The sequence below is a fragment of the Comamonadaceae bacterium OTU4NAUVB1 genome, assembly GCA_024372625.1.
GTDB lineage: Bacteria > Pseudomonadota > Gammaproteobacteria > Burkholderiales > Burkholderiaceae_C > Variovorax.
The window spans coordinates 141,073-166,717 of record CP099605.1; the positions used below are offsets into that span (position 1 = coordinate 141,073).

The 25,645-nt window shown below is 71.7% G+C and carries 19 protein-coding genes; 6 read left to right on the plus strand and 13 right to left on the minus strand.

All coding sequences use genetic code 11. The annotated features are described in order from the left end of the window. Nucleotides 1–110: 110 nt before the first annotated feature. Entirely contained in the window at nucleotides 111–5,456 is a 5,346-nt protein-coding gene (locus NF681_04155; protein ID UST54412.1) for an amino acid adenylation domain-containing protein, read from the plus strand. A gap of 39 nt (nucleotides 5,457–5,495) precedes the next feature. Here the strand turns inward: NF681_04155 and NF681_04160 are convergent, their stop codons facing one another. Together NF681_04160 and NF681_04165 are read right to left on the minus strand one after the other, a co-directional pair. Next, the gene (locus NF681_04160) at nucleotides 5,496–5,975 is read right to left on the minus strand and encodes a hypothetical protein (GenBank protein ID UST54413.1); all 480 of its coding nucleotides are present in this window, start codon (nucleotides 5,973–5,975) and stop codon (nucleotides 5,496–5,498) included. A gap of 118 nt (nucleotides 5,976–6,093) precedes the next feature. Further along, on the minus strand, nucleotides 6,094–6,831 hold the full coding sequence (locus NF681_04165) for a TerC family protein (protein ID UST54414.1): 738 nt from the start codon (nucleotides 6,829–6,831) through the stop codon (nucleotides 6,094–6,096). A 499-nt stretch (nucleotides 6,832–7,330) separates the two neighbouring features. Between NF681_04165 and NF681_04170 the strand changes: the two genes are divergently transcribed. Further along, nucleotides 7,331–7,858: a DUF3717 domain-containing protein gene (locus NF681_04170; protein ID UST54415.1), complete on the plus strand. Its 528-nt coding sequence runs from the start codon at nucleotides 7,331–7,333 to the stop codon at nucleotides 7,856–7,858. A gap of 24 nt (nucleotides 7,859–7,882) precedes the next feature. After that, nucleotides 7,883–8,197, plus strand: a complete 315-nt coding sequence (locus NF681_04175) for a DUF2007 domain-containing protein (protein ID UST54416.1) — start codon at nucleotides 7,883–7,885, stop codon at nucleotides 8,195–8,197. Between the two features lie 30 nt (nucleotides 8,198–8,227). Here the strand turns inward: NF681_04175 and NF681_04180 are convergent, their stop codons facing one another. Together NF681_04180 and purB are read right to left on the minus strand one after the other, a co-directional pair. Continuing rightward, nucleotides 8,228–8,788, minus strand: a complete 561-nt coding sequence (locus NF681_04180; protein ID UST54417.1) for a YaeQ family protein — start codon at nucleotides 8,786–8,788, stop codon at nucleotides 8,228–8,230. A 5-nt stretch (nucleotides 8,789–8,793) separates the two neighbouring features. Further along, nucleotides 8,794–10,173, minus strand: coding sequence for an adenylosuccinate lyase (gene purB, locus NF681_04185; protein UST54418.1), 1,380 nt, complete (start codon nucleotides 10,171–10,173; stop codon nucleotides 8,794–8,796). Nucleotides 10,174–10,334: 161 nt separating this feature from the next. On the opposite strand from purB, the gene NF681_04190 reads away from it, so the two are divergent. After that, the gene (locus NF681_04190) at nucleotides 10,335–10,949 is read left to right on the plus strand and encodes a glutathione S-transferase N-terminal domain-containing protein (GenBank protein UST54419.1); all 615 of its coding nucleotides are present in this window, start codon (nucleotides 10,335–10,337) and stop codon (nucleotides 10,947–10,949) included. Nucleotides 10,950–10,969: 20 nt separating this feature from the next. On the opposite strand, the gene NF681_04195 is transcribed toward NF681_04190, so the two are convergent. After that, complete coding sequence (locus tag NF681_04195; protein ID UST54420.1) at nucleotides 10,970–14,617, minus strand: indolepyruvate ferredoxin oxidoreductase family protein; 3,648 nt, start codon at nucleotides 14,615–14,617, stop codon at nucleotides 10,970–10,972. Between the two features lie 184 nt (nucleotides 14,618–14,801). On the opposite strand from NF681_04195, the gene NF681_04200 reads away from it, so the two are divergent. After that, entirely contained in the window at nucleotides 14,802–15,281 is a 480-nt protein-coding gene (locus NF681_04200; GenBank protein ID UST54421.1) for an Lrp/AsnC family transcriptional regulator, read from the plus strand. A gap of 62 nt (nucleotides 15,282–15,343) precedes the next feature. Beyond that, the gene (locus NF681_04205; GenBank protein ID UST54422.1) at nucleotides 15,344–16,927 is read left to right on the plus strand and encodes an MFS transporter; all 1,584 of its coding nucleotides are present in this window, start codon (nucleotides 15,344–15,346) and stop codon (nucleotides 16,925–16,927) included. Here NF681_04205 and NF681_04210 read toward each other — a convergent pair. The 8 genes from NF681_04210 to NF681_04245 all read right to left on the minus strand — a co-directional run bounded on the left by NF681_04210 (nucleotide 16,917) and on the right by NF681_04245 (nucleotide 25,509). Next, a complete protein-coding gene (locus tag NF681_04210) occupies nucleotides 16,917–17,753 on the minus strand; it encodes a hydroxypyruvate isomerase family protein (protein UST54423.1) in 837 nt (278 codons plus the stop codon). The genes NF681_04205 and NF681_04210 overlap by 11 nt on opposite strands. 25 nt (nucleotides 17,754–17,778) lie before the next feature. Next, nucleotides 17,779–18,453 carry an aldolase gene (locus NF681_04215; protein ID UST55858.1) on the minus strand — a complete coding sequence of 225 codons (675 nt, stop codon included), beginning with the start codon at nucleotides 18,451–18,453 and terminating at the stop codon, nucleotides 17,779–17,781. 53 nt (nucleotides 18,454–18,506) lie between these two features. After that, the gene (locus NF681_04220; protein UST54424.1) at nucleotides 18,507–19,799 is read right to left on the minus strand and encodes a four-carbon acid sugar kinase family protein; all 1,293 of its coding nucleotides are present in this window, start codon (nucleotides 19,797–19,799) and stop codon (nucleotides 18,507–18,509) included. Then, nucleotides 19,796–20,686, minus strand: a complete 891-nt coding sequence (locus tag NF681_04225; protein ID UST54425.1) for an NAD(P)-dependent oxidoreductase — start codon at nucleotides 20,684–20,686, stop codon at nucleotides 19,796–19,798. Before NF681_04225 ends, NF681_04220 begins: the two co-directional genes overlap by 4 nt. Before the next feature lie 61 nt (nucleotides 20,687–20,747). Continuing rightward, nucleotides 20,748–21,719: a tripartite tricarboxylate transporter substrate binding protein gene (locus NF681_04230; GenBank protein ID UST54426.1), complete on the minus strand. Its 972-nt coding sequence runs from the start codon at nucleotides 21,717–21,719 to the stop codon at nucleotides 20,748–20,750. Between the two features lie 26 nt (nucleotides 21,720–21,745). After that, nucleotides 21,746–22,267, minus strand: a complete 522-nt coding sequence (locus NF681_04235) for a tripartite tricarboxylate transporter substrate-binding protein (protein UST54427.1) — start codon at nucleotides 22,265–22,267, stop codon at nucleotides 21,746–21,748. A gap of 82 nt (nucleotides 22,268–22,349) precedes the next feature. Continuing rightward, nucleotides 22,350–23,153, minus strand: a complete 804-nt coding sequence (locus NF681_04240) for a FadR family transcriptional regulator (GenBank protein UST54428.1) — start codon at nucleotides 23,151–23,153, stop codon at nucleotides 22,350–22,352. 115 nt (nucleotides 23,154–23,268) lie between these two features. After that, a complete protein-coding gene (locus tag NF681_04245) occupies nucleotides 23,269–25,509 on the minus strand; it encodes a PhoX family phosphatase (protein UST54429.1) in 2,241 nt (746 codons plus the stop codon). Between the last annotated feature and the right edge of the window lie 136 nt (nucleotides 25,510–25,645).

Genomic DNA, 25,645 nt, shown 5'->3' on the forward strand with positions numbered 1-25,645 from the left:
CGAAGTCAGCGACTTTTGTGCGCTTTCGGGGCGTTCTCTTCACTGCCGGTCATGGTGCCAAAGCGGCAACAATGTCACCATCGGTTAACCATTCCCACGAACGCTGCACCTTGTCCTCCCCTTCACTTTCCACGCTCTTCGCCTCGCAATGCGCCGCGCAGGGCGACAAGCCGGCCTATGTCTTCCTGCGCGACGATCTCTCCGTCGCCGAGTCGACCAGCTTCGCCCGGTTGGGCCACGAGGTCCGTGAACTGGCCGAACGGCTCGGTGCCGTGGCGTCGCCGGGCAGCCGGGTCCTCCTGGCGTTTCCGCCCGGGTTGGACTTCGTGCGCGCCTTCTGGGCCTGCATGCAGGCCGGCTGCGTGGCCGTGCCGGTGCCCGCGCCCGATCCGGTGCGCCTGCTGCACGGCCTGCCGCGGCTTCGCGCGATCATCGAGGACACCGGCGCCGCGCTGGTCCTGACCTCGGGCGAGCTGCTGCAGGCGGCGCGCCGCGTGCTGGAGCCGGCGCTGTGGGCGATGGCGCCCTGGATGGCCCTGGCCGACGTCGCGGCCCGGACCGGCGCGCCGGCCGTGCCCGCTCCCGTGGCCGGCGACGCGCTGGCCTACCTGCAATACACCTCCGGCTCGACCACGACGCCGCGCGGCGTGCGCATCGCGCACGCCCAGGCGATCGCCAACGTGCACGCGCTCAACGAGGTCGGTGGCGTCGGCCCGGACAGCCGCAGCCTGGTCTGGCTGCCGCATTTCCACGACTACGGCCTGGTGCACGGCGTGCTCGCGCCGATGGCCGGAGGCCTGACGAGCTGGCTGATGTCGCCGCTGACCTTCCTGCGCCGGCCGCTGCGCTGGCTCGACGCGCTGGCGGCCCTGCGCATCACGCACTCGGGCGCGCCGGCCTCGGCCTACGTCGCCTGCCTGCGCGCCCTCGACGGCCGCACGCTCGGGCGCGACCTGTCGGCCCTGGTCTCGCTGAACTGCGGCGCCGAGCCGATCCGCGCCGACACGGTGGCCGAGGTGGTGGCGGTCTTCGGTGCCGCCGGCATGCGGCCCGAGGCCTTCATGCCCGCCTATGGCCTGGCCGAGGCGGTGCTGGGCGTGAGCGCGTCGCCACGCGACCGGCCGGCGGCGACGCTCGCGTTCGACGCCAGGGCACTGGCGCGCGACCGCGTCGTGCCGACGGTGACGCACGCGGACGGCCCGACGCCGGCGACGGCGGCCGGCGTGCGCCTGCTCGCCGGCTGCGGCCGGCCCCTGCGCGACACCGAGGTGCTGATCGTGGACCCGGCGACGCGCGAGCTCGCCGCGCCCGACGTGGTGGGCGAGATCTGGGTCGGCGCACCCGGCGTGGGCGACGGCTACTGGCGCCAGGGCGGCGCGTCGGACGCGACCTTCGGCGCCCGGCTCGCGGGCGCGCCCGACGGGGCCCGCGGCTTCCTGCGCACGGGCGACCTGGGCTTCCTGCACGCGGACGAGCTGTTCGTCACCGGCCGCCTGAAGGACCTGGTGATCGTCCACGGCGCGAACCATTACCCGCAGGACCTCGAGTGGACGGCCGAGCACGCGCACGCGGCGCTGCGGCCCGGCTACGGCGCCGCGTTCTCGGTCGACGGGCCCGACGGCGAGGCGCTGGTGCTGCTGCTGGAGACCGAGCGTCGCGTCGGCGCGACGCCCGACGCGGACGCCATCGCGGTGGCGGTGCGGCGCGCGGTGGGCGAGGCCCATGGCCTGGCGGTGAGCGTGGTGGCGCTGGTGCGGTCGGGCTCGCTGCCGCGCAGTTCCAGCGGCAAGGTCCAGCGCCGCCTGTGCCGCCAGCGCTGGCTGGACGGCGAACTCGACGTGCAGTCGGTCGCGCCGCTGACCGGGACCGAGACTTCCACCGGCGCCACGGCCGACACCGCGCGCGCGCTGACCGTGATGCCGCGCGATGCCACCGAGCAGGCGCTGTGGGAGATATGGCACGAGGTCTTCGGCCGTGCCGCCTTCGGCGTGCACGAGAGCTTCTTCGAGCTCGGCGGGACGTCGCTGCTGATGACGCAGGTGGCTTCCCGCATCGGGCAGCGCCTGGGGCTGGAGCTGCCGCTGGCCGAGCTGTTCGACCACACCAGCATCGCCGCGCTGGCACGCCACGTCACGTTGACGCTGGAGGCCCGGGCCGAGGACGCGTCGCAGGCGCCGGCGCCGGCCGCCATCGTGCGGGTGGCGCGCGGCGCGGCATTGCCGGTGTCGCTCTCCCAGCGGCGCATGTGGGTGATCCAGCAGTTCGATCCGGCCTCCTCGGCCTACAACGTGGCGGTGACGCTGCGCCTGCGCGGCATGCTCGACGCCGAGCGGCTGCAGCGGGCCTTCGAACTGGTCGTCAAGCGCCACGAGGGCCTGCGCACGCGCTTCGCGCTGGGCGACGACGAGCCGGTGCAGCTCATCGACCCGCCGTCCGCCGCGCCGATCTGCGTCGAGCGCCTGGACCTGCGCGCGCACCCCGAGCCGGCGGGCCACGCGCGCGCGCTGCTCTCGGCGCGCCTCGCGCAGCCCTTCGACCTCGCGCGCGCGCCGCTGCATCGCGCGATGCTGCTGCGCCTGGACGAGCGCGACCACGTGCTCTCGTGGGTCATGCACCACGCCATCACCGACAACTGGTCGTTCTCGGTGCTGATGCACGAACTGTTCACGGCCTACACCGCATGCGAGGCCGGCCGCGAGCCGGCCTTCGAGCCGATGCCGGTCGAGTACGCCGACTACGCCGCCTGGCAGCGCAGCCCCGAGGCCACCGCGCAGCGCCGGCCGCAGATGGACTACTGGCTCGCGCGCCTGCGCGGGCTCGCGCCGCTGGACCTGCCCACCGATTTCGCGCGCCCGCAGCGCGCCAGCTTCCGGGGCGGCCGCGTGGCCGCGACCCTGCCGCCGCGCCTGCGCGAGGCCATGCGCGCCTTCTGCGCCGAGACCGCCTCGACCCCGTTCGTCGTGCTGCTGTCGGCCTTCAAGCTGATGCTCGCGCGGGCCGCCCGCACCACCGACGTCGCCGTCGGCACGCCGGTGGCCAACCGCCATCGCTTCACCGCCGAGCACCTGGTGGGCACGCTGGTCAACACGCTGGTGATGCGCACCGATCTGGCGGGCGACCCCAGCTTCACCACGCTGGTCGAACGCGTGCGCGCCACGGCGCTGGCGGCCTACGCGCACCAGGAGGCGCCGTTCGACGAACTGGTCGAGGCCCTCGGCCACGACCGGGCCACCCATCCCGAAGGCCTGGTGCGGGTGCTCTTCAACGTGCTCAATGCGCCGCTGCGGCGGCTGGCCTACACCGGGCTGGACGTGGAGGAATTCCAGATCGACCGCGCGACCGCGCAGTTCGACCTCGCCGTGCACGTGGACACCGAGTTCACGCACCAGATCCACGTCGAGTACGCCACCGACCTGTACGCGCCGGAGACCGCCGAGCGCCTGCTGGAGAACTACCTCGGCCTGCTGGAGCGGCTGCTGGCCGCGCCCGCGCGACCGCTGTCGGAGCACGCCATCGTCGCCGCGGCCCAGCTCGCGGGGCTGCGCGACGGCTGGAACGCGACCGCCGTGCCGCTGCCCGCCGAGGTCGCGGTGCACCGCTGGTTGGCGCTGGACGACCCGGCGCGCCGGGACGCCATCGCCGTGAGCGACGCCACCGGGCGCGCGCTGAGCTACGCCGAACTCGATGCGCGCTCGGACGCGCTGGCCGGGGTGTTGCGCGCGCGCGGGATCGGCCGCGGCCGGCGGGTCGGACTGGGCATGGCGCGCGACGCGGCGATGGTGATCGCGCTGCTGGGCGTGCTCAAGTCCGGCGCCGCCTACGTGCCCCTGGACCCCGGCTTCCCGGCCGAGCGCCTGTGCTACATGGCCGGCGATGCCGGACTGGCGGCACTGCTGGTGCGCGGGGTGGCGCCGGGCTGGCTCGCGGAGGCGGGCGTGGCGGTGATCGCGCTGGACGACGACGGCCAGCCCGTCGAGGCGGCCGGCGACGGGCAGGAGGCGGCGATGGCGATGGCGATGGCGACGGCCGGGCTCCCGGGCCCCGGGGACGCCGTGCTCGGAACCGACGCCGCCTACATGATCTACACGTCAGGGTCGACCGGCCGCCCCAAGGGCGTGGCCGTCCCGCACCGGGCGGTGGTCAACTTCCTCGCCAGCATGGCACGCGAGCCCGGCCTCGCGGCCGGCGACCGGCTGGTGGCCGTGACCACCCTGTCGTTCGACATCGCCGTGCTGGAACTGCTGCTGCCGCTGGCCGTCGGGGCGCACGTCGTGCTGGCCGGCGCGGCGCAGGTGCACGATCCGCAGGCCCTGCGCGCGTTGCTCGCGCGCCACGACGCCACCGCCCTGCAGGCCACGCCCACGCTGTGGCGCCTGCTGGCCGACGCCGGCTGGTCGGGGCGCGCGGGCGGCGCTCCCTTCAAGGCGCTGATCGGCGGCGAGCCGCTGCCCCCGGCCCTGGCCGAGCGCCTGCTGGCCGTGGACGGCGTCGAACTGTGGAACATGTACGGCCCGACCGAGACCACCGTGTGGTCGACGCTCTGGCGCGTGGCGGCCCCGCGCGCGGGCATCGTCATCGGGCGGCCGATCGTCAACACCACCGTCCAGGTGCTCGACGAGGCCGGGCATCCCTGCCCGGTGGGCGTGCCGGGCGAGCTGTGCATCGGCGGTGCCGGCGTCACGCTGGGCTACCACCGCCAGCCGACGCTCACCGCCGAACGCTTTCCTCCCGACCCCGAAGCGCGCGAGGCCGCGGCCCGCTTCTATCGCACCGGCGACCTCGGCCGCTGGCGCCACGACGGCCAGCTCGAACACCTCGGCCGGCTCGACCGCCAGGTCAAGCTGCGCGGCCTGCGCATCGAACTCGGCGAGATCGAGGCGGCGCTGCTCGACCATCCTGACATCGCCGACGGCGTCGTCGTGACGCGCGCGCAGGGCGAAGGCACCGCCGATGCGGCCGGGGACGTGCGGCTGGTCGCCTACGTGGTGACGCGCGAGCCGGACCTGCCGGCCCTCGACGGAGCCGCCCTGCGCCAGCACCTGCGCGCGCGCCTGCCGGAGTACATGCTGCCCCAGCACGTGGTGCGGCTCGACGCGCTGCCATTGCTGCCCAACGGCAAGATCGACCGCAACGCGCTGCCGGCGCCGCAGCCGGTGCGTGCGGCGGCATCGGCGCCGCAGGCGTCCGGACCCGCGAGCGAACCCGCCGAGGCGACGGACCGGGCCGGCGGGCGCAGCCTGCCGAGCCGGCCGTCCGAGCGCGCCATCGCCGCCATCTGGAGCCGGCTGCTGGGGGTGGAGGAGGTGGACCTGCGCGACAACTTCTTCGACCTCGGCGGGCATTCGCTGCTGGCGATGCGCGCGGTCGTGGCGATCCGCGAGGAACTGGGCCGCGAGGTCGATCCGCCACGCCTGGTCTTCGAGACCCTGGAGCAGATCGCCCGGGACCCGGGCTGAGACGAACCGGCGGCGCGCGCCCGGCGGCGCGCGGGGCGGTTACTCGGCGAAGCCGTTGGCCAGCACGAGGAGGGCGCCGAGTCCCATGGCGACGCCGGGGAACGACCAGCCGGGCTTGCCGTCGGCCGGGGCCGCCGGCGCGATGGCGGCCACGGGCTCGAGGTCGACCCCGATCTTCGGCCGGCGCGCGTCCACCACGCGCACCCCGGCGCCGTGCTCGCGCTTCAGGCGCAGCGTCAGGTCCGCGAGCGGGCCCTGGGCCAGCAACGGCGTCACGGCGTCGCCGGGACGGCTGAGCAGCGGAACGACCTGTTCCTGCGTCTTGGCGAACCACTTGCCACGCCAGTTCTCGCGCGCGCTGTGGCTGACCCACTTGCTGATGCGGTGCGTCATGCGCGGCGCGCAGGCCACCAGCATCCAGTGGCGGGCGCCGTCGCCACCGACCTGGTCGGCCGTGGCGCGGGCCAGGAACTCGCGGGCGTAGGCCGCGTCGTCGACGTACAGGATGATCTTTTCCAAAACGCTCTCCTTCGAAGTTCCCTGTGAAAACGCCGGCGCCGTGCGGGATGCAGCGGCGCCGGCTTCGGCGGTCGGGCGTCGTGGCGGTGGGGGTCCGCCGCCACGACGCTTGGCGTCGTCAGACGCCCGGGGCGTGCGTGACCTTGGGGCGGCGCGCCGCCACCATCTTGCCGATCGCGAGCACCAGCAGGGCACCGGCGATGCCGGCGGCGTACTTGATGGTGTCGGTCTGCGGGATCTTCGGCACCCAGGTCCAGGCGTCGAGCCGGGCCACGGCCGGGTCGGAGATCAGCATCGTGCCGGCGATCCAGCCCAGCAGCATGCCGCCCAGCGTGATGATCAGCGGGAACTTGTCCATCAGCTTGATGACCAGCTGGCTGCCCCAGACGATGATCGGGATGCTCACGATCAGGCCGAAGATCACGAGCGGCATCTGGTGGCCTTCGCCCGCGCCCTGCGCGGCGCCGGCGATGGCGATCACGTTGTCCACGCTCATCACCAGGTCGGCGACGATCACGGTCTTCACCGCGGCCCACAGCTTGTCGCTGCCGGCGATGTTGCCGTGCGCGTCGTCGCTCTCGGGCGCCAGCAGCTTCACGCCGATCCACAGCAGCAGCAGCGCGCCGACGATCTTCAGGAACGGGATCGCCAGCAGCGTGAGCGCGAAGAAGATCAGGATCACGCGCAGGACGATGGCACCGGCGGTGCCCCACAGGATGCCCTTGGTGCGCTGGGCCGGCGGCAACTTGCGGCATGCCAGGGCGATGACCACGGCGTTGTCGCCGCCCAGAAGAATGTCGATCATGATGATCTGACCGACTGCGACCCAGAATTCCGGGGTCATGAACTGTTCCATGGAGAGCGTCCTCTTTGTGTTTCGAGCCATCCCGCGCGGACTGGATCGAAGCCATCGGTAGAGGACCGGCGTCAGCCGTCGCCTGCGCGAGGCAAGGCGGTGTCCTGGTGGCAATTGCTTCGATCAAACCTGCACAGGTCAAATCGAAGGTCTTGCTCGACCGCCCGATGAGGCGGTCCGGCAGGCCGGAAGTTTTGTGTGCTTCGTATTGACGACCTGTCGATGCCCTTCGTCTCGTCGACGACGGGCGGGAGCTACTCCCCTTCGTGGCGCGGATTAAAACATTGGCTTTGCGCTGCCGCAACAAGCATTTTCCCGCTGTCCGAGGAAAAGCATCCCGCAAGCCTTGCAGGGCCTTTGCGCGATGCTATCGAATCGATAGCGTGTCGAAGTCCCCAGGACCTCCCGGGACTTTGCGGCACTATCATCCGGCATGCCGGTCCGGGCACCCCGCCCGCGCCGCGTTCCGTCCGCCTCGCCGTCCGTTCCTCTCTCCTTCATGGCTGCCATCCACATCACCGACATCGAGGCCGCCATCAACTTCTGGCGCGGCCGCAGGCCCTCGCCCGATGGCGTCACGCTGGCGCCCGAACTGCGCGCGCTGGCCGAGGTGTACGCGCTCATGGTCTACCACCGCGAGGACGAGGTCGACGACGCGGGCTTCCCGGCCGAGGCCTGGGCCGCCTGGCTCGCCTGGTACGAGACCACGCCCGACACGCCCTGCATCGCCATCTGCTCGACCAGCCAGGGCGACGAGCAGTGCAAGGGCTGCGGACGCAGCTTCGGCGAGGTCCAGCACTGGCCCGCCATGACGCCCGCCGAGAAGCGCCAGACCTGGCGCCGCATCACGCTGGAGGACTCGGCCTGGCGCTTCAACACCTATGCCGAGCGCGCCCGCGAGAACGTCGACGCGAAGCCGGTCGACGGCACGTCCGGCCCGACCGACCCCGGGGTCGACGACACGGCCGCCGCGACCGCGCCCCCCGTGCCCGGCACCCGGGGGCCGGGCGTCGCGCGCCGAGGCTGAGCGGGACCGGTCCGCGACCTCCCCATGCGCCGGCTCGCCCAGGCCCCCAACCTCGCCATCGCCACGTTGTGGGCGCACGCCCTGCGTGCCGACGGCATCGCCGCGTCCGTGCAGCGCGAGTTCCTGTGCGGTGCCATCGGCCAGTTGCCGCCCGACCAGTGCCTGCCCGAGATCTGGATCGACGACGACGCGCAGTTCGCGCGCGCCGAGACGGCCCTGCACGAACTGCGTCACCGCCCGCAACGCACCTGGCGCTGCCCGGCGTGCGGGGAACTCATCGAAGGCGGCTTCGAGCAGTGCTGGCACTGCGGCGAGATGATGGGGCCCGGCGCGGGCTGACGCCGCCCGGCCGTGGCACGCCTTCGCGCGCTATTTCCAGCGCAGCGGCTCGATGTCGATGCTGTGCTTGCCGTCGCCCAGCATCAGCGCGCCTTCCTGGACCGTCGCCTGCAGCTGCATGCTGCGCTGGGCCAGTGCCGCGAGCGCCTGCGAAGCGGCCGTCGGGATGCGGAACACGCTGAGGTTGCGCACGCGCGTCAGCTTGTTCTCGATGCCGCGCCACCAGATCTCGGCGGCGTGGTTGAAGCAGTAGAGCAGGACCTCGTCGCCCTTGGCGCAGGCCTTGATCAGCGGCTTGTCCTCGGGCTGACCGACCTCGATCCAGACCCGCGTGCGGCCGGTGAAGTCCTTGAGCGAGACGTCCGGGTCGTCGGTGTTGGACAGGCTGTCGCCGAAGCCCAGCACGCCGTCGCCGCCGAGCACGTCCTGCAGCTTGTGGGCGTTGAGCGCCAGCGCGACCAGACGGATCATCATCCGCTCGTCGGTCTCGCTCGGATGGCGCGCCAGCGTCAGCGCGTGGTCGGCGTAGTAGCCGTGGTCGATGTCGGCGACCGCGAGGGCGGCCTTGAAGATGGTGGACTTGAGGGCCATCGCGCTCAGACGCGCCGGGCGAGTTCGGCCGCCTTGCCGACGTAGCTCGCGGGCGTCATGGCCAGCAGGCGCTCCTTCTCGTCCTGGGGGATCTCCAGCGAGCGGATCAGGCCGTGCAGCGCCTCGGGCGTGACGCGCTGGCCGCGCGTGACCTCCTTGAGCTGCTCGTACGCGCCCTGCACGCCGAAGCGGCGCATGACCGTCTGGATCGGCTCGGCCAGCACTTCCCAGGCGGCGTCAAGGTCCTCGGCCAGCGCGTCCTGGTTGAGTTCGAGCTTGCCCAGGCCGGTGGTCAGGCTCGCGTACGCCAGCACGGCGTAGCCCAGCGCGACGCCGACGTTGCGCAGCACCGTGCTGTCGGTGAGGTCGCGCTGCCAGCGGCTGATCGGCAGCTTCTCGCTCAGGTGGCGCAGCAAGGCGTTGGCCAGGCCCAGGTTGCCCTCCGCGTTCTCGAAGTCGATCGGGTTGACCTTGTGCGGCATCGTGCTGGAACCGATCTCGCCCTTCTTCAGCCGCTGCTTGAAATAGCCCAGGCTGACATAACCCCAGATGTCGCGCGAGAAGTCGATCAGGATGGTGTCGGCGCGCGCCACGGCGTCGAACAGCTCGGCCATGTAGTCGTGCGGTTCGATCTGGATGCTGTAGGGCTGGAACGTCAGGCCCAGGCCGGCGGGAACCGGCGTCTCGACCACCCGGCGGCTGAAGGCCTCCCAGTCGAAGTCCGGCCAGGCGGCGAGGTGGGCGTTGTAGTTGCCCACCGCGCCGTTCATCTTGCCCAGCAGCTTCACCGCCGCGATCTGCTCGCGGGCCTTGGCCAGGCGCACCGCCACGTTGGCGATCTCCTTACCCACGGTGGTGGGGCTGGCGGTCTGGCCGTGGGTGCGCGAGAGCATCGACACGTCGGCGAACTGGTGCGCCATCTCGCGCAGCCGGGTCACGATGCCGTCGAGCGCGGGCAGCAGCACCTTGTCCCGCGCGGCCTGGATCTGCAGGGCGTGGCTGGTGTTGTTGATGTCCTCGCTGGTGCAGGCGAAATGCACGAACTCGGCGGCCGCGAGCAGTTCGGGACGGGCATCGAACTTGCCCTTGATCCAGTACTCGACGGCCTTCACGTCGTGGTTGGTGGTCTTCTCGATCTCCTTGATCGCCTGGGCGTCGGCTTCGGAGAAGTTGGCGACCAGGCCCTGGAGGTATTTGCGCGCGCCTGGCGTGAGCGGCTTGAACTCCGCGAAGCCGCAGTCCGACAGCGCCACGAACCAGGCCACCTCCACCTGCACGCGCCGGTGCATGTAGCCCTGTTCGCTCACCAGCGGGCGCAGCGCGGAGAGCTTGGCCGCGTAGCGGCCGTCGAGAGGAGAAAGGGCGGAAACGGTGGAGAAGCTCATGAAGGGGATTTTAGGTGGGTGGTCGACGGGGCGATCCGTGTGACGGATGCGTCATTTTTCTTGCACGATTCTGAGTTGATTCGACTACAACGAATGCGTATGAAGTCGCCACACTAGAATCAAAACGCTACAACCAAGTCCCCTACGGAGAGAGAAAACGCATGAAACTGATCGGATCTTCCGCCAGCCCCTACGTGCGCAAAGTGCGCGTGGTTCTGGGCGAGAAGCGGCTCGACTATCAGTTCGTCGTCGAGGACGTCTGGTCCGACGCCACGGCGATCGCGAAGTCCAATCCGCTGGGCAAGGTGCCGTGTCTGGTGATGGAGGGTGGCGAGGCGATGTTCGATTCGCGCGTCATCGTCGAATACCTCGACACGCTGTCCCCGGTGGGCAAGCTCATTCCGCAGTCGGGGCGCGAACGCGCCGAGGTCAAGACCTGGGAGGCGCTGGCCGACGGCGTCATGGACGCCGGCGTCCTCTGGCGCCTGGAAGGCACGTGGAGCGGCCGCGCCGACGGCGAGCGCAGCCAGGCATGGATGGACCGTCAGCGCGGTAAGGTCGAGGCCGGCATCGCCGCCATGGCCAAGGGCCTGGGCGACAAGCCCTTCTGCATCGGCATCCACCTGACCCTGTCGGACATCGCGGTCGGCTGCGCGCTCGGCTGGATCGGCTTCCGTTTCCCCGAGATCGACTGGCGCGGCACGTACCCGAACCTCAAGCGCCTGCACGACAAGCTGAGCCTGCGGCCCAGCTTCGCCGACACCCAGCCGGGCTGAACCGGCCCCGGCCGCACCCCCTAGGCGGCCGCGCGCACCGGCTTGGCGCTCGCGCGCGACGCCGCCCCCTCGCCACGCCAGTCGGCCATCAGGCCCGTCCAGCGTGCGCGGGCGGCCGCGAGGTTGCGTTCCTTCACGTGGCCATAGCCGCGGATCTGGTCGGGCAGGGCGGCGATGTCCAGGGCGAGGGCGTGATTCGCGGCGTTCAGCCCGCCGAGCACTTCCTCGATGCTGGCGATGTACTCGCCGATCAGCGCGCGTTCCGTCCTGCGTTCCTCGGTGCGGCCGAACACGTCGAAGGACGTGCCACGCAGCCCCTTGAGCTTCGCCAGCACCCTGAAGCCCGTCAGCATCGACGGCCCGAACTTCTGCTTCTGCAGCTCGCCCTTGGCGTTCTTCCTGGCGATGCCGGGCGGCGCGAGGTGGTAGTTGAGTTTGAAGTCGCCCTCGAACATGCCGTTGACGCGGTCCAGGAAGGCGCGGTCCGTGTGCAGGCGCGCGACCTCGTACTCGTCCTTGTACGCCATGAGCTTGAACAGATTGCGCGCCACCGCCTCACCCAGGCCGCTGCGCCCGGGCGCAGCCGCCGCCTCGGCCTGCTGCACGCGCCCGAGGAAGGCGCGGTAGCGCTCGGCATAGGCCGCGTTCTGGTAGTCGGTCAGGAACTCGACGCGGCGCGCGACCAGGGTGTCGACCGTCTCGCGGCGCTTGAACTCGATCACCTGGCCGGGCGACACGCGCTGCTGCACCGACGCGGGGTCGTGCGCGGCGCGGCGGCCCCATTCGAAGGCGGCCTTGTTGTTGTCGATCGCGACGTCGTTGAGCTCGATGGCGCGCATGAGCGAGTCGTGCGCGAGCGGCACCCAGCCGCGCTGCCAGGCGTAGCCCAGCAGCATCGGATTGGCGTAGAGGCTGTCGCCCATGAGCGAGGTGGCGGTGGCGTCGGCGTCGAAGCCGCCCACGGCGTCGGCGCCGACGATGCGCGCGATCTGCCCGGCGCAGTCGTCCTGCGGATTGACCCACTGGGCGTTGCGCACGAAAGCCGCCGTGGGCGCGCCGTGCGTGTTGAGCGCGACGTGCGTGCGGCCTTCGCGCAGGCGCGCCAGGGTCTCGGGGTTGACGGCCACGAGCGGATCGGCCGCCAGCACCAGGTCCGCCGCGGCGGTGCCCACGCGGGTGGTGCGGATCGATTCCTGGCGGTCGCCGATCAGCACGTGGCTCCAGGTGGCGCCGCCCTTCTGCGCGAGACCCGCCGCGTCCTGCGTGACGATGCCCCGGCCCTCGATGTGCGAGGCCATGCCCAGCAGCTGGCCGATGGTGATGACGCCCGTGCCGCCGACGCCGGCGACCACGATGCCCCAGGTCTGGCCGGCGGCGAGCGTCGGCACGGCGGGCTCGGGCAGGACCGCCATCTCACCCATCGCGGCGGTCGCCGCCGAACGCTTGGCGCGCTTCATGGTGCCGCCCTCGACGGTGACGAAGCTCGGGCAGAAGCCCTTCAAGCAGCTCATGTCCTTGTTGCAGGTGCTCTGGTTGATGGCGCGCTTGCGGCCGAACTCGGTCTCCAGCGGCTCCACCGACAGGCAGTTGCTCTTCACGCTGCAGTCGCCGCAGCCCTCGCACACCAGCTCGTTGATGACCACGCGCTTGGCCGGATCGACGGCGGTGCCGCGCTTCCTGCGGCGGCGCTTCTCGGTGGCGCAGGTCTGGTCGTAGATGATGGCCGTGGTGCCCTTGATCTCCCGGAACTCGCGCTGGATCTCGTCGAGCAGGTCGCGGTGCTTGACGTCCGGGTCGCCGGCCACCTTCACGCCCTGGTACTTCTCGGGCTCGTCGGTGACGATGACCACCCGCACGGCGCCCTCGGCCTGCAGGCTCTGCGCGATCTGCAGCACCGAATGGCCCTCGGGCCGCTCGCCGACCTGCTGGCCGCCGGTCATGGCCACGGCGTCGTTGTAGAGGATCTTGTAGGTGATGTTCACGCCCGCCGCGATGCTCTGGCGGATGGCCAGCAGGCCGCTGTGGAAGTACGTGCCGTCGCCCAGGTTGGCGAAGATGTGCTGGTCGGTGGTGAAGGGCTGCTGGCCGACCCACGGCACGCCCTCGCCGCCCATCTGCGTGAAGCCGATGGTGGAGCGGTCCATCCAGGTCGCCATGAAGTGGCAGCCGATGCCGCCCATGGCGCGCGAGCCTTCCGGCACCACGGTGCTGGTGTTGTGCGGACAGCCCGAGCAGAACCACGGCTGGCGGTCGGCGCCCTGCACCGCGCCGCCGGCGCCGCCGAGCTTGAGCACGTCCATCGAGCGCTCCTTGGCCTCCAGGATGGCGAGCTGGGCGTCGATGCGCGAACGCATGTCGGCGCCGGCGCGGTCGAGCAGGCCGGTCTTGCGCAGGCGCTGCGCGATGGCGCGCGCGATCAGCGCCGGATTGAGGTCGGCGTTGGCGCGCAGCAGCGTGTGCGCGGTCGGGTTGGGCATCGACCACTCGCCGCCCGAATAGCCCTCGGCCGCGTGGACCTCGCCCTCGTCGAACTTGCCCACCACGTTCGGGCGCACGTCGGAGCGCCAGTTGTAGAGCTCTTCCTTGAGCTGGTATTCGATGACCTGGCGCTTCTCCTCGATCACCAGGATCTCCTGCAGGCCGGTGGCGAACTCGCGCGTGAGCTGCGCCTCCAGCGGCCACACCACGCCGACCTTGTGCAGCCGGATGCCGATCTGCCGGCACGCCGCGTCGTCCAGGCCCAGGTCGATCAGTGCCTGGCGGGTGTCGTTGAAGGCCTTGCCGCTGGCCATGATGCCCAGGCGGTCGTTCGGGCCCTCGACGACGTTGTGGTTCAGGCGGTTGGCGCGGATGTAGGCGAGGGCGGCGTACCACTTGTAGTGCATCAGCCGCGCCTCCTGCTCCAGCGCGTGGTCGGGCCAGCGGATGTGCAGGCCGCCCGGGGGCATCTCGAAGTCGGTGGGGATGACGATGTCGACGCGCTCGGGGTCGATCACGGCGGTGGCGCTGGACTCGACGATCTCCTGGATCGTCTTCATGCCCGACCACACGCCCGAGAAGCGGCTCATGGCGAAGGCGTGGATGCCCAGGTCCAGGATCTCCTGCACCGTCGCCGGGAAGAACACCGGCGTGCCGCAGGCCTTGAAGATGTGGTCGCTCTGGTGGGCGGCGGTGCTGCTCTTGGAGATGTGGTCGTCGCCGGCCACCGCGATGACGCCGCCGAATTCCGTCGTGCCGGCCATGTTGGCGTGCTTGAAGACGTCGGAGCATCGGTCCACGCCCGGGCCCTTGCCGTACCAGATGCCGAAGACGCCGTCGTAGCGGTTGGTGCCCGGGGGCGAGAAGCCCAGTTGCTGCGTGCCCCACAGCGCGGTGGCCGCCAGCTCCTCGTTCACGCCCGGCTGGAACACGATGTTCTGTGCCTTGAGGTACTTGCTGGCCTTCCACAGCGCCTGGTCGTAGCCGCCGAGCGGCGAGCCGCGGTAGCCGCTGATGAAGCCGGCCGTGTTCCTGCCCTGGCGCTGGTCGCGCAGGCGCTGGAGCATCGGCAGCTTCACGAGGGCCTGCACGCCGCTCATGAAGGCGCGGCCGTGGTCGAGCGCGTATTTGTCGTCGAGCGTGACGGTCTCGAGGGCCTTGCGGATGTGGTCGGGCAGGGGGGCGTTCATCGTGGGATGTCTCCGGGTGTGGCGTGACCTCGCGGGCCTGGCTGGGGGGATCGAGGACGGCCCGGCGCGCGCGCCGCATCCCGTGATCCTTTTCAAAGTGTAGGACCGCACCGGAGACAGGTGCTTCCATTTTTTGGCCGGGAAACCCTAGTTTCTGGAAGATCCTTTCTTAAGATGCCCGCTTATGGAAAGCATCGACAAGTTTGACCTCGCCATCCTGAAAGAGCTCCAGGACGACGGCCGCCTCACCAACGCCGAGCTGGCCCAGCGCGTGGGCCTGTCGGCCGCGCCATGCTGGCGCCGCGTGCGCGCGCTGGAGGAGTCCGGCTTCATCAAGGGCTACCACGCCGAGATCGATCGCCGCAAGATCGGCCTGGGCGTGCTGGCCTTCGTGCGGCTGGACACCGAGCGCGCTAACAGCGAGGTCACCCGCAAGATCGAGGAGGCGATCCGCAGGCTGCCCGAGATCGTCGCCTGCCACTACATCAGCGGCACCGGCATGTTCGAGCTGCAGGTGGTGGCCCAGGACCTGGACGCCTTCTCGCGCTTCGCGCTCAACAGCCTGATGAACCTGCCCAACGTGAAGGACCTGCACACCAGTTTTTCGCTGGGGGAGGTGAAGTCGGGGGCGGCGCTGCCGCTGGGGCACCTCGCGGTGAAGTGACCTCGGGCCACAATGCATCCCCGATGCCGCCCCTCTCCCCCGAAGAATCCCCCATCCCCCCGATGCGCGCCGAGCCGCCCCGCATCGGCGCCCTGGTGCCGCTCAAGCTGCCCGTCTTCCGCATGCTGTGGACCACCTGGCTGATCGCCAACGTGTGCATGTGGATGAACGACGTGGCGGCGGCCTGGATGATGACCTCGCTGACCACCTCGCCGATCTGGGTGGCGCTGGTCCAGACGGCCTCCACGCTGCCGGTGTTCCTGCTGGGGCTGCCCAGCGGCGCGCTGGCCGACATCCTCGACCGGCGGCGCTGGCTGATGGCCACGCAGTTCTGGCTGGCCGGCGTGGCGATCGTGCTGTGCGGCGCGGTCGCCCTGGGCTGGATGACCGCGCCGCTGCTGCTGGCGCTGACCTTCTTCAACGGCATCGGCCTGGCGATGCGCTGGCCGGTGTTCTCGGCCATCGTGCCCGAACTGGTGCCGCGTCCCCAGCTTCCCGCCGCGCTCGGTCTCAACGGCATCGCGATGAACGCCTCGCGCATCATCGGCCCGCTGGTCGCGGGCATGCTCATCGCGAGCGCGGGGTCGCTGTGGGTGTTCGTGCTCAACGCGGTGCTGTCGGTGGCCTCGGGCTTCATCGTGCTGCGCTGGCGGCGCGAGCACACGCCCAACCCGCTCGGGCGCGAACGGCTGGTCGGCGCGATGCGCGTGGGCGTGCAGTTCGTGCGCCAGTCGCAGCGCATGCGCGCGGTGCTCGCGCGTGTCTCGCTGGCCTTCCTGCACTCGACGGCGCTGCTCGCCCTGCTGCCCCTGCTCGCGCGTGGCCTGCAGGGCGGTGGCGCCGGCACGTTCACCCTGCTGCTCGCGGCGATGGGCGGGGGCGCCATCGTGGCGGTGCTGTTCCTGCCGCGCCTGCGCCAAGCCTACGGGCGCGACGCGCTGGTGCTGCGCGGCACGCTGCTGCAGTCGGTCTCGACCGCGGCCATGGCGCTCGCGCCCAACGCGTGGCTGGCGGTGCCGGCCATGATGCTGTCGGGCATGGCCTGGATCACGGTGGCCAACTCGCTGGCGGTCTCGGCCCAGCTCGCGCTGCCCGACTGGGTGCGCGCACGCGGCATGTCGACCTACCAGATGGCCATCATGGGCGCGAGCGCGCTGGGCGCCGCGCTGTGGGGCCAGATCGCCACGATCGGCACCCTGCAGGCGAGCCTGCTGATCGCCTCGGTCAGCGGCGTGCTGACGATGCTGCTGGCGTTGCGCTTCGTGGTGGACGGCGGCGTCGACGACGACGTGAGTCCGGCGCACGCCGGCTGGGCCGACGCGCCCGCGCACGCGCCGACCGGCGAGGGCCGGCTCGTGATCACGGTCGAATACCTCATCGACCCGGCGCGCGCCGCCGCCTTCCAGGACGTGATGCAGGAGACGCGCCGCACGCGCCTGAGCGAGGGGGCGATCGGCTGGGAACTGCTGCACGACATCGCCGAGCCGGGCCGCTACCTGGAGCAGATCGTCGATCCGTCCTGGACCGACCACCTGCGCCGCTTCCAGCGCGCCACCGCCGCCGACCTGGCCCTGCGCGAGCGGCGCCTGGCCTTCCACATCGGCGAGGCGCGGCCGGTCGTCACGCGCTACGTGGTCAGGCGCTGAGCACGTCCGGGGCGTCACGGGTGCCGCGCGGCAGCCAGCCCAGCCCGTCGGTGGTGCCGCCCGGCACGGCGCCGCGCCGCGGTCGGTATTCGCAGCCGACCCAGCCGTCCCAGCCGCACTGCGCCGACACCTCGTCGATGACGTCGAACAGGTAGCGGTGGTTCAGCTCGCCGACGTCGGGCTCGTGGCGCTCGGGCACGCCGGCGATCTGCAGGTGGCCCACCTGGCCGGTGGGCAGGTAGCGGCGCAGCTTCATCGCCACGTCGCCCTCGACGATCTGGCAGTGGTAGAGGTCCATCTGCACCTTGACGTTGGGCGCGCCGACGGCCTCGACGAGGCGGTGCGCCTGGTCCTGGCGGTTGAGGAGGAACCCCGGGATGTCGCGCGTGTTGATGGGCTCCAGCAGCAGGTCGCGTCCACGCGGGCGCGCCGCCTCGGCCGCCCGGCGCAGGTTGTCGACGTAGAGCGCCTCGGCGTCGGCGCGGTCGAGCCCGGCCGGCAGCAGGCCGGCCATCACGTGGATGCGCGGGCAGTCGAGCGCGTCCGCGTAGTCGAGCGCGCGCTCGATGCCGTCGTGGAACTCCCGTTCGCGCCCCGGCAGGCAGGCCAGGCCGCGCTCGCCGCCGTGCCAGTCGCCGGGCGGGCCGTTGAAGAGCACCTGGCGCAGGCCGTTCGCCCGCAGCCGCGCGGCGAGCTCCGGCGCGGCGAACTCGTAGGGAAAGAGGTACTCGACGGCCTGGAAGCCGTCCCGTGCCGCCGCCTCGAAGCGGTCGAGGAAGTCGAGTTCCGGGTAGAGCATGGACAGGTTGGCGGCGAAACGGGGCATGGTCGTGGGAGGTTGGGTTGCGGGACTACCAGCGTGCGCCGAAGACGCGGCGCAGCTCCTCGATCCGCTCGGCGTCGAGCGGGGCCGGCTCGGCCGGCGACAGCAGCCGCAGCCGCGCCGTCTCCTCCAGCTCCTCCAGCACCGCCATCGCAGCGGCCGGCGTCTCGTGCCAGACGTTGGGGCCCAGCCTCGTCAGCATCGCGGCGCGGATCGGCGTGCCGCGCGCGCCGTAGGCGTCGATCGCCGCGGCGACGGCGTCGGCCGCCTCCGGCGCGCCGGGGCGGTGGTAGGCGATGACCGGCACGCGGCCGACCTTCATCACGAAATAGGGCGTGAGCGCGCCCAGCAGCTCGTCCCCCGCGGGCGGCCGGGGCCGCAGGGTCAGCGCGACGCAGTGCGTGGCGTGCGTGTGGATCACGCAGGCGGTGGCGGCGTCGAAGCGCCGTGCCGCGGCGTAGATGCGCGCGTGCAGCGCGATGGTCTTGCTGGCCCGGTCGCCTCCGGTCTGGCGGCCCTGGGCGTCCAGGCGCGCGAGGCGCGCGGGATCGAGGAAACCCAGGCAGGCGTCGGTCGGCGTGATGAGGAAGCCGCCGTCGGCCAGCCGCACGCTGATGTTGCCGGCCGTGGCGTGCACGTGCCCGCGCTCGAACAGGCTGCGCCCGACGCGGCAGATCTCCTCGCGGGCGAGGTCCTCGGGCAGGGGGTCGGAGGCAGGCGGGGCGGCGGGGACGGCGGGGACGGCGGAAGTGGTGGTCATGCGAGGGCGGCGAAGGCGCGGGTGAAGAAATCGACGGCGCCGAAGTTGCCGGACTTCAGCGCCAGGTGCAGGCCGGCGCCGTCGGCCGCCTCGGCCCGGGCGTGGCACCAGGGCACGCCGGGATCGATCTGCGGGCCGATCTGCAGTTGCGCGATGCCCAGCGCCTGCACGCAGGCGCCGGAGGTCTCGCCGCCCGCCACCACGAGCTGGCGCACGCCGAGCGCGACCAGGCCGCGCGCGATGGCCGCGATCGCGTCCTCGACCAGCGCGCCGGCCGCCGCCACGCCCAGGCGGTCCTGCACCGCCCGCACGGCGTCGGTGGCGGCCGTCGAATGGACCAGCACCGGCCCCCGTGCCAGCAGCGGCGCGGCCCAGGCCAGCGTCCGGGCCACCTCCGCGTCGACGCCTTCGTCGGCCAGGCGCAGCGGATCGAGCGGGCGTGCCGGCAGGCCGGCGTCGACGAAGGCACGCACCTGGGCGTTGGTGGCGAGCGAGCAGCTGCCCGAGACCACCGCCCGCGCGCCGCCGGCCGCGGGCAGGGCGCCGGCCCGCGCCGAGGGCGCGATGCCGAAGTTCGCCGGCAGCCCGATCGCCACGCCCGAGCCGGCCGTGACCAGGGGCATGTCCGCCAGCGCCGGGCCCAGGCGCAGCAGGTCGTCGTTGGACACCGCGTCGACGACGGCGAGCCCGACGCCCGCGGCGCGCAGCGCGGCGATGCGCTCGCGCACGGCCGCAGCGCCGCGCGCCACCACCGCGTGGTCGATCAGCCCGACGCGCCGCCGCGACTGCGCCTGCAGCACCCGCACCAGGTTGGCGTCGGTCATCGGCGTGAGCGGATGGTCCTTCATGCCGCTGTCGCTGAGCAGCACGTCGCCCACGAACAGGTGGCCCTTGAACACCGTGCGCCCGTTGTCCGGAAAGGCCGGCGTCGCGATCGTGAAGTCGCAGCCCAGCGCGTCCATCAGCGCCTCGGCGACCGGGCCGATGTTGCCCGTCGGCGTGGAGTCGAAGGTGGAGCAGTACTTGAAGTAGATCTGCCGCGCGCCCTGCGCCCGCAGCCAGGCGAGTGCCTCGAGCGATTGCGCCACGGCTTCGGCCGGGGCGACGGTGCGCGATTTCAGCGCCACCACGACGGCGTCGACTTCCGCCGCCAGCGGCCCGCTCGGCACGCCGATGGTCTGCACCACGCGCATGCCGGCGCGCACGAGGTTGTTGGCGAGGTCGGTCGCGCCGGTGAAGTCGTCGGCGATGCAGCCCAGGGCGATGGCGGGGGCGTCCACGGCGCTCATGCCTTGCGCGCCGGCAGTTCGATGCCGGGGAAGATCTTGATGACCGCGCTGTCGTCCTCGCGCGCGAAGCCGGCGGTCGAGGCCTGCATGAACATCTGGTGCGCGGTGGAGGCCAGCGGCAGCGGGAATTTGCTCGCGCGCGCGGTGTCGAGCACCAGGCCCAGGTCCTTCACGAAGATGTCCACCGCCGACAGCGGCGTGTAGTCGGCCGCCAGCACGTGCGCCATGCGGTTCTCGAACATCCAGCTGTTGCCCGCGCTGTGCGTGATGACCTCGTAGAGCGCGGCGGCGTCGACGCCCTCGCGCAGGCCCAGCGCCATCGCCTCGGCCGCCGCGGCGATGTGCACGCCGGCGAGCAGCTGGTTGATGATCTTGACCTTGCTGCCGGCGCCGGCCCGGTCGCCCAGGCGATAGACCTTGGCGGCCATGGCGTCGAGCAGGTCGCCGCAGCGCGCGTAGGCCGCCGGGGTGCCGGCCGTCATCATGGTCATGTCGCCGCTGGCGGCCTTGGCGGCGCCGCCGGAGATCGGCGCGTCCAGGTAGAGCACGCCGAGCGCGGCCAGCCGCGCCTCCAGCGCGATCGACCAGTTCGGGTCGACCGTCGAGCACATCACGAAGACGCTGCCGCGCGGCAGGGCGGCGGCGGCGCCGTCGGGGCCGAAGAGCACCGCCTCGGTCTGCTGCGCGTTCACGACGACCGAGACGACGACGTCGCAGCCCGCGGCCAGCTCGGCCGGCGAGGCGCAGGCCGTGCCGCCCGCCTCGGCGAAGTCGCGCGCGACCTCCGAGCGCACGTCGAAGACGCGGATCGCGTGGCCGGCACGCCGCAGCGAACGCGCCATGCCGCTTCCCATGGCCCCGAGGCCGATCAGTCCGATGGTGGTCATACAGTAATCCTTGGATCGAATGAAGAAGATGGTGCGTTCGGAGTGGACGCGGCGCAGTCCGTCAGTCGAGCTGGATGTTGGCGAATGTCGCGACTTTTTTCCAGCGTGCCGCATCGACGTCCATGAAGGCGCGTATCGCCGCGTGGTCCAGGTAGGCCGGCTCCGCTCCTTGGCGCGACATGGTGGCGATCACGTCGGGTCGCGCCGCCACCTGGGCGAGCGTCTGTTCCAGGCGAGTCACGACGGCCGGCGGCAGTCCGGCCGGCCCCGCGAGGCCGAACCACGCGCTGACGTCGAAGCCGGGCACGCCGGCCTCGGCCATCGTGGGCACGTCCGGCAGCGCCTTGCTGCGCTGCGTGGTCGTCACGGCCAGCGCCTTGAGCCTGCCGGCCTGCACCTGGCCGATGGCCGAGGGAAGGTTGTCGAACATCAGGTCGACCTCGCCGGAGAGCATGCCGGTGATGGCGGCGGCGGCGCCGCGATAGGGGATGTGGGTCAGGAAGACGCCTGCCAGGCTCTTGTAGAGCTCGGCGCTCAGATGCAGCGACGTGCCGTTGCCGTTGGAGGCAACGTTCAGCCGGCCCGGCTGCGCCTTGGCGCGCGCGGTGAGTTGGCCCACCGAGGCGATGCCGCTGGACGGGTTGACCAGCAGCACGTTGGGCACGCGGCCCAGCAGCGCGACCGGGGCGATCTGCGCCGGCGCATACGGCAGCGACCGGTAGATCGCCGGGCTGATCGTGAGGGGTGGCGAAGCCATCAGCAGCGTGTGGCCGTCGGGCGCGGCGCGCGCCACCTCGGCGGCGCCGATGTTGCCGCCCGCTCCGGGCTTGTTGTCGACCACCACCGGCTGGCCGAGCAATTGCGCCAGATGTGGCGTGACGAGCCGCGCCATGCTGTCGATCAGCCCGCCGGGCGGAAACGGCACCACCACGCGCAACGGACGGCTCGGCCATGTGGATTGGGCGCGCGCTGGACCGGCCAGCGGGGCGATCGACGCCGCGGCGGCGGCGAGCAGGAAGGTTCGACGTGTCATCGGAAGGCGTTTCTGTGTGTGTCGTCTCAACCCGCGATGGCGCCCGACTCGCGCGCCACGCGGGACCATTTGTCGGCCTTCGCGATCGCCATCCGGCGGAGTCCGGCCGGCGAGTCGGTGCCGGTGGTCGCGCCGGTGTTGGCGAAACGCGCGATCACCTGCGGCATCCGCAGGTGATCGCCGACCTCGTGGTTCCTGCGCGCCACGACGTCCTGCGACGTGCCGGCAGGGGCCAACAGGACGGAACAGACCGTCTGCTCGAACCGGGCGACCTCAGTCGGCCCTTCGCTCGACACCGTCATGACGCTGGACATGGTGGCGCCGAGCGAGCCGCCGGCCCCGGGCTTGTTGTCGGCGACCACCGGCTGACCGAGCCGCTTCTGCAGTTCGGCGCCCAGGGTGCGCGCGAGCAGGTCCGGCGCCGATCCCGCAGCCGACGTCACCACGATCTGGATCGGCCAGGACGGCCACATCGACGCCGGTGCCTGCGCGTGCGCCTGTACCGAGATGCCCAGCGCCAGCGCGCCACGAGCCCACCATGCCTTCATCCGATGTCTCCGTTTTAATTCATATGGTCATCATACAAATTAGCGTGGATTTTGAAGACAGGGATAACCCGTGCAGCACGCTTCAGCGCGGTTTTTCGGCGGGGGCGAGCGTCTCGAGTGTCGGCAGCGCGCCGGTCAGCGGACGCGCGAGGGCTTCTCCCTCCTGCTGCCAGAACGCCGGATCGGCCTGTTCGATGCGGCGGATCGCGTTGTCCATGTGGCTGGCGGCGGCGAGGCGCGCGCCGGCCGGATCGCCGGCCTCGATCGCTGCGACGATGCGATCGTGCTCGTCGGCCACTTGCGCGGCGAAGTCGACGCGACGCGCCTCGTTCGCGCGTGTCACGCGGGTGGCACCGATCAGGAACTGGCCGAGGTACTGCAGCGTGTCGAGCAGGAACGGGTTGCGCGCCGTCTCGGCGATCGCGCGGTGGAAGGCCACGTCCTCGGTCACGCCGTCGCCGCCGGCACGCACCTTCGCCGTCAGCGCCGCGATGGCGGCCCGCAGGCGCGACACGTCGCTGGCGCCGCGCCGCTGCGCCGCGAGCCCGGCCACCTCGGCCTCCAGGGCACGGCGCAGTTCGACCATCTGAATCACCGCCGTCTTCGAACCGACATAGCGCGCATCGAAGCTCAACGGCATGAAGCCCGGTTCGCGCACGTACATGCCGCTGCCCTGGCGAGAATCGACCAGCCCCAGCGACTTGAGTCGGGAGACGGCTTCGCGCACCACCGTGCGGCTGACGGCGAACTGCTCGGCCAGCACCACTTCCGTCGGCAGCCGGGTGCCGGCGGCCAGCCGCCCGGCGCGGATCTCGATTTCGAGCGCTTCGGCCATGCGATCGGACAGGCGCGCGCCGGGCGTCAGGGACTGGAATCGGGAGGTCATGCCAGGCGAAAAGTCATCGTACGACTCTATCCCATGACCCCACCGGCATGCGGCGCCGCCGCGCTGGCGCAGGCGGCGGCACCCGATCCGCCGCCGCCGCCGTCAGCCCGCTGGCTCAGAGCCCGATCAGTCCGCCGTCGTTGCGCGTGATGACCACGGTCGCCGAGCGCGGGCGGGCGTTGCCGCCGTCGGGCCAGTGGCTGCCGAAGCTCGCCGGACTGGCGTAGTTCGGCGCGGTGTCCTCGCCCGGGTGCTGGATGTTGACGAATAGCGCGCGGCCGTCGCCCGACTCGGCGATGCCGGTGATCTCGCACTCCTTCGGGCCGACCAGGAAGCGGCGCAGGCCGTCGGTGCCCGGGGCCTTGCCGACGATCGTCGCCTGCGCCGCGGTGGTGGCGCCGTCGACGTTGGTGAGCGTGCGGGCACCGCCGTCGCCCACGCGTCCGGGCAGGGCGGCCAGCAGCATGCAGTTGGTGACGTCGGTGTAGGCGCCGTCGTCGGTCTCCAGCCACAGCAGGCCGGGGGCGGCCTGGCTGAACCACATGCCGTCGGGGCTGGAGAAGTCGTTGCTCGCGTCGAGCGCCGAGACGTTGATGTCGCTCGAGGCCGTGGCGCGGGCACCGAACAGGTACACGTCCCACTTGAAGGTGGTGGACGCCGCATCGGCGTTGTCGTCGGCGAAGCGCACGACGTGGCCGTTGGGGTTGCCGCGCTGGGCCGCCGCGGCCGTGCCCTTGGGGTCGTTGTAGAAGCGCGGGTTGGCCGCGTCGGTCGCGCCGATCGGACGGGAGGCCGCGTTGGTGTTGGTCAGCGTGACGTAGACCTCGCCGGTCTTGGGGTTGACGGCGGTCCACTCCGGGCGGTCCATCTTGGTGGCGCCGGCGGCGTCGGCAGCCAGGCGGGCGTTGACCAGCACGTCGGCCGCGTCGGCGAAGGCGTAGGCCGGGTTGGCGGCGGTGATGCCGTTCACGCCCAGCTTGATCTCCAGCCAGCGGCCGGTGCCGTCGGCGTTGAACTTCGCGGCATAGAGCCGGCCGTCGTCCATGTACTTGTCGCCCGCCGCGATGCCGCCGCCGATGTCGGCCGCGTCCCAGTTCCTGGTCGAGACGAACTTGTAGATGTACTCGTTGCGCGAGTCGTCGCCCATGTACCAGACCAGCGGCTTGCCGACCGCGACCGGGCCGAGGCAGGCGCCTTCGTGGTTGAAGCGGCCCAAGGCGGTGCGCTTCTTCGGTGTCGATGTGGGCGCGAACGGGTCGATCTCGACCACCCAGCCGTACGTGTTGGCGCCGTTGCGATAGTCGGTGGCGGCGGAGGCGCCCCGCACCTCGGTGTTCCAGCGGCCGTAGAGGTCGTCGGCCGTGTCGGGCGTGACCGTGGCCCAGAGTTCGCGGCCGGTGCCGGCGACGCCGTAGCGCGCGAACGAGACCAGCTCGCGCGCCGTGCGCCGGGTGTTGTCGGTGGCGGCGACGCGGCGGAAGTAGCCGGCCCAGTTTTCCTCGCAGGTCAGGTAGGTGCCCCACGGCGTGGTGCCGTTGGCGCAGTTGTTGACCGTGCCGCGCACGCGGCTGCCGTCGCTCGAATACTTGGTCCGCACGGCCTCGGTGCGGGCGACCGGGCCGGAGAAGGCCATCTCCGTGAGCGTGTGGACGCGGCGGTTGAAGCCCGAGGCCTGGCGGTAGCTCCAGGCGCCGTTGGCGCCGCGCGCGGTCTCGATCACGCTCACGCCGTGCAGGTAGAACTCGCGCAGCACCTCGTCGGCCACCGTGCGGGTCTGCGCGGTGCCACTGCCGGTGCTGGTCTGGCCGGTGGCGTGCAGGAAGGCCGGCGTGATGGCCTCGTGGTTCATCACCAGCAGACCGCGGTCGGCCGCCGTGGGGCTCCAGCGGCCGTTGGCGTCGACGCCGAAGAAGGTCATGCCGTCGTGGTGGTCGCCGGCGCGGCGGTCGTAGGTCGACGCGGCGTCGCTGCCGTCGTTGGCGTAGGCGGCGACGCCCGCGGCGATCGGGTCGCCCAGGCGATAGAGCACGCTGGCGGTGTAGCCGGCGGGCACGGCGACGGCGTCGGCCAGGTTCTTGGCGACCGCGTTGAAGCCCAGCTTCTGCGCCACCGGGGCCGGCGCGGGGGCGGGGGCCGGCGCCGGTGCCGGCGCGGGTGCCGGGGTGGGCGTGTCGTCGCTGCCACCACCGCAGGCGCCGAGCAGCGCGGCGCCGGCGGTGCCGACGCCCAGGCCGAACAGGCGGCGGCGGCTCAGGCGGGCGGCGATCAGGCCGTTGAAATCGGGATTGGCGGTGCGGTTGTAGCCGATGTCGTCTGGATCGACGGCCGGCGCGGCGTAGGAAATCTTCGTGTTCATCGGTGGTGTTCTCTTGGGAATTCGGGCAGGACCAGGTCCTGGGCCCGTACCGTAGAAGCACCGTGTGACGATTCGAAGGCAATGGCCCCGCATCCACCCCGGACGAAGTCATCCGGATGTCACGCGAGCCTGCCAT

Bases quoted from the DNA above. Each gene is read 5' to 3' on its own strand.
- NF681_04165 (UST54414.1), bottom strand. From the start codon at position 6,831: ATGGAACAGTTCATGACCCCGGAATTCTGGGTCGCAGTCGGTCAGATC.
- NF681_04170 (UST54415.1), top strand. From the start codon at position 7,331: ATGGCTGCCATCCACATCACCGACATCGAGGCCGCCATCAACTTCTGG.
- NF681_04175 (UST54416.1), top strand. From the start codon at position 7,883: ATGCGCCGGCTCGCCCAGGCCCCCAACCTCGCCATCGCCACGTTGTGG.
- NF681_04180 (UST54417.1), bottom strand. From the start codon at position 8,788: ATGGCCCTCAAGTCCACCATCTTCAAGGCCGCCCTCGCGGTCGCCGAC.
- purB (UST54418.1), bottom strand. From the start codon at position 10,173: ATGAGCTTCTCCACCGTTTCCGCCCTTTCTCCTCTCGACGGCCGCTAC.
- NF681_04190 (UST54419.1), top strand. From the start codon at position 10,335: ATGAAACTGATCGGATCTTCCGCCAGCCCCTACGTGCGCAAAGTGCGC.
- NF681_04195 (UST54420.1), bottom strand. From the start codon at position 14,617: ATGAACGCCCCCCTGCCCGACCACATCCGCAAGGCCCTCGAGACCGTC.
- NF681_04200 (UST54421.1), top strand. From the start codon at position 14,802: ATGGAAAGCATCGACAAGTTTGACCTCGCCATCCTGAAAGAGCTCCAG.
- NF681_04205 (UST54422.1), top strand. From the start codon at position 15,344: ATGCGCGCCGAGCCGCCCCGCATCGGCGCCCTGGTGCCGCTCAAGCTG.
- NF681_04210 (UST54423.1), bottom strand. From the start codon at position 17,753: ATGCCCCGTTTCGCCGCCAACCTGTCCATGCTCTACCCGGAACTCGAC.
- NF681_04220 (UST54424.1), bottom strand. From the start codon at position 19,799: ATGAGCGCCGTGGACGCCCCCGCCATCGCCCTGGGCTGCATCGCCGAC.
- NF681_04225 (UST54425.1), bottom strand. From the start codon at position 20,686: ATGACCACCATCGGACTGATCGGCCTCGGGGCCATGGGAAGCGGCATG.
- NF681_04230 (UST54426.1), bottom strand. From the start codon at position 21,719: ATGACACGTCGAACCTTCCTGCTCGCCGCCGCCGCGGCGTCGATCGCC.
- NF681_04235 (UST54427.1), bottom strand. From the start codon at position 22,267: ATGAAGGCATGGTGGGCTCGTGGCGCGCTGGCGCTGGGCATCTCGGTA.
- NF681_04240 (UST54428.1), bottom strand. From the start codon at position 23,153: ATGACCTCCCGATTCCAGTCCCTGACGCCCGGCGCGCGCCTGTCCGAT.
- NF681_04245 (UST54429.1), bottom strand. From the start codon at position 25,509: ATGAACACGAAGATTTCCTACGCCGCGCCGGCCGTCGATCCAGACGAC.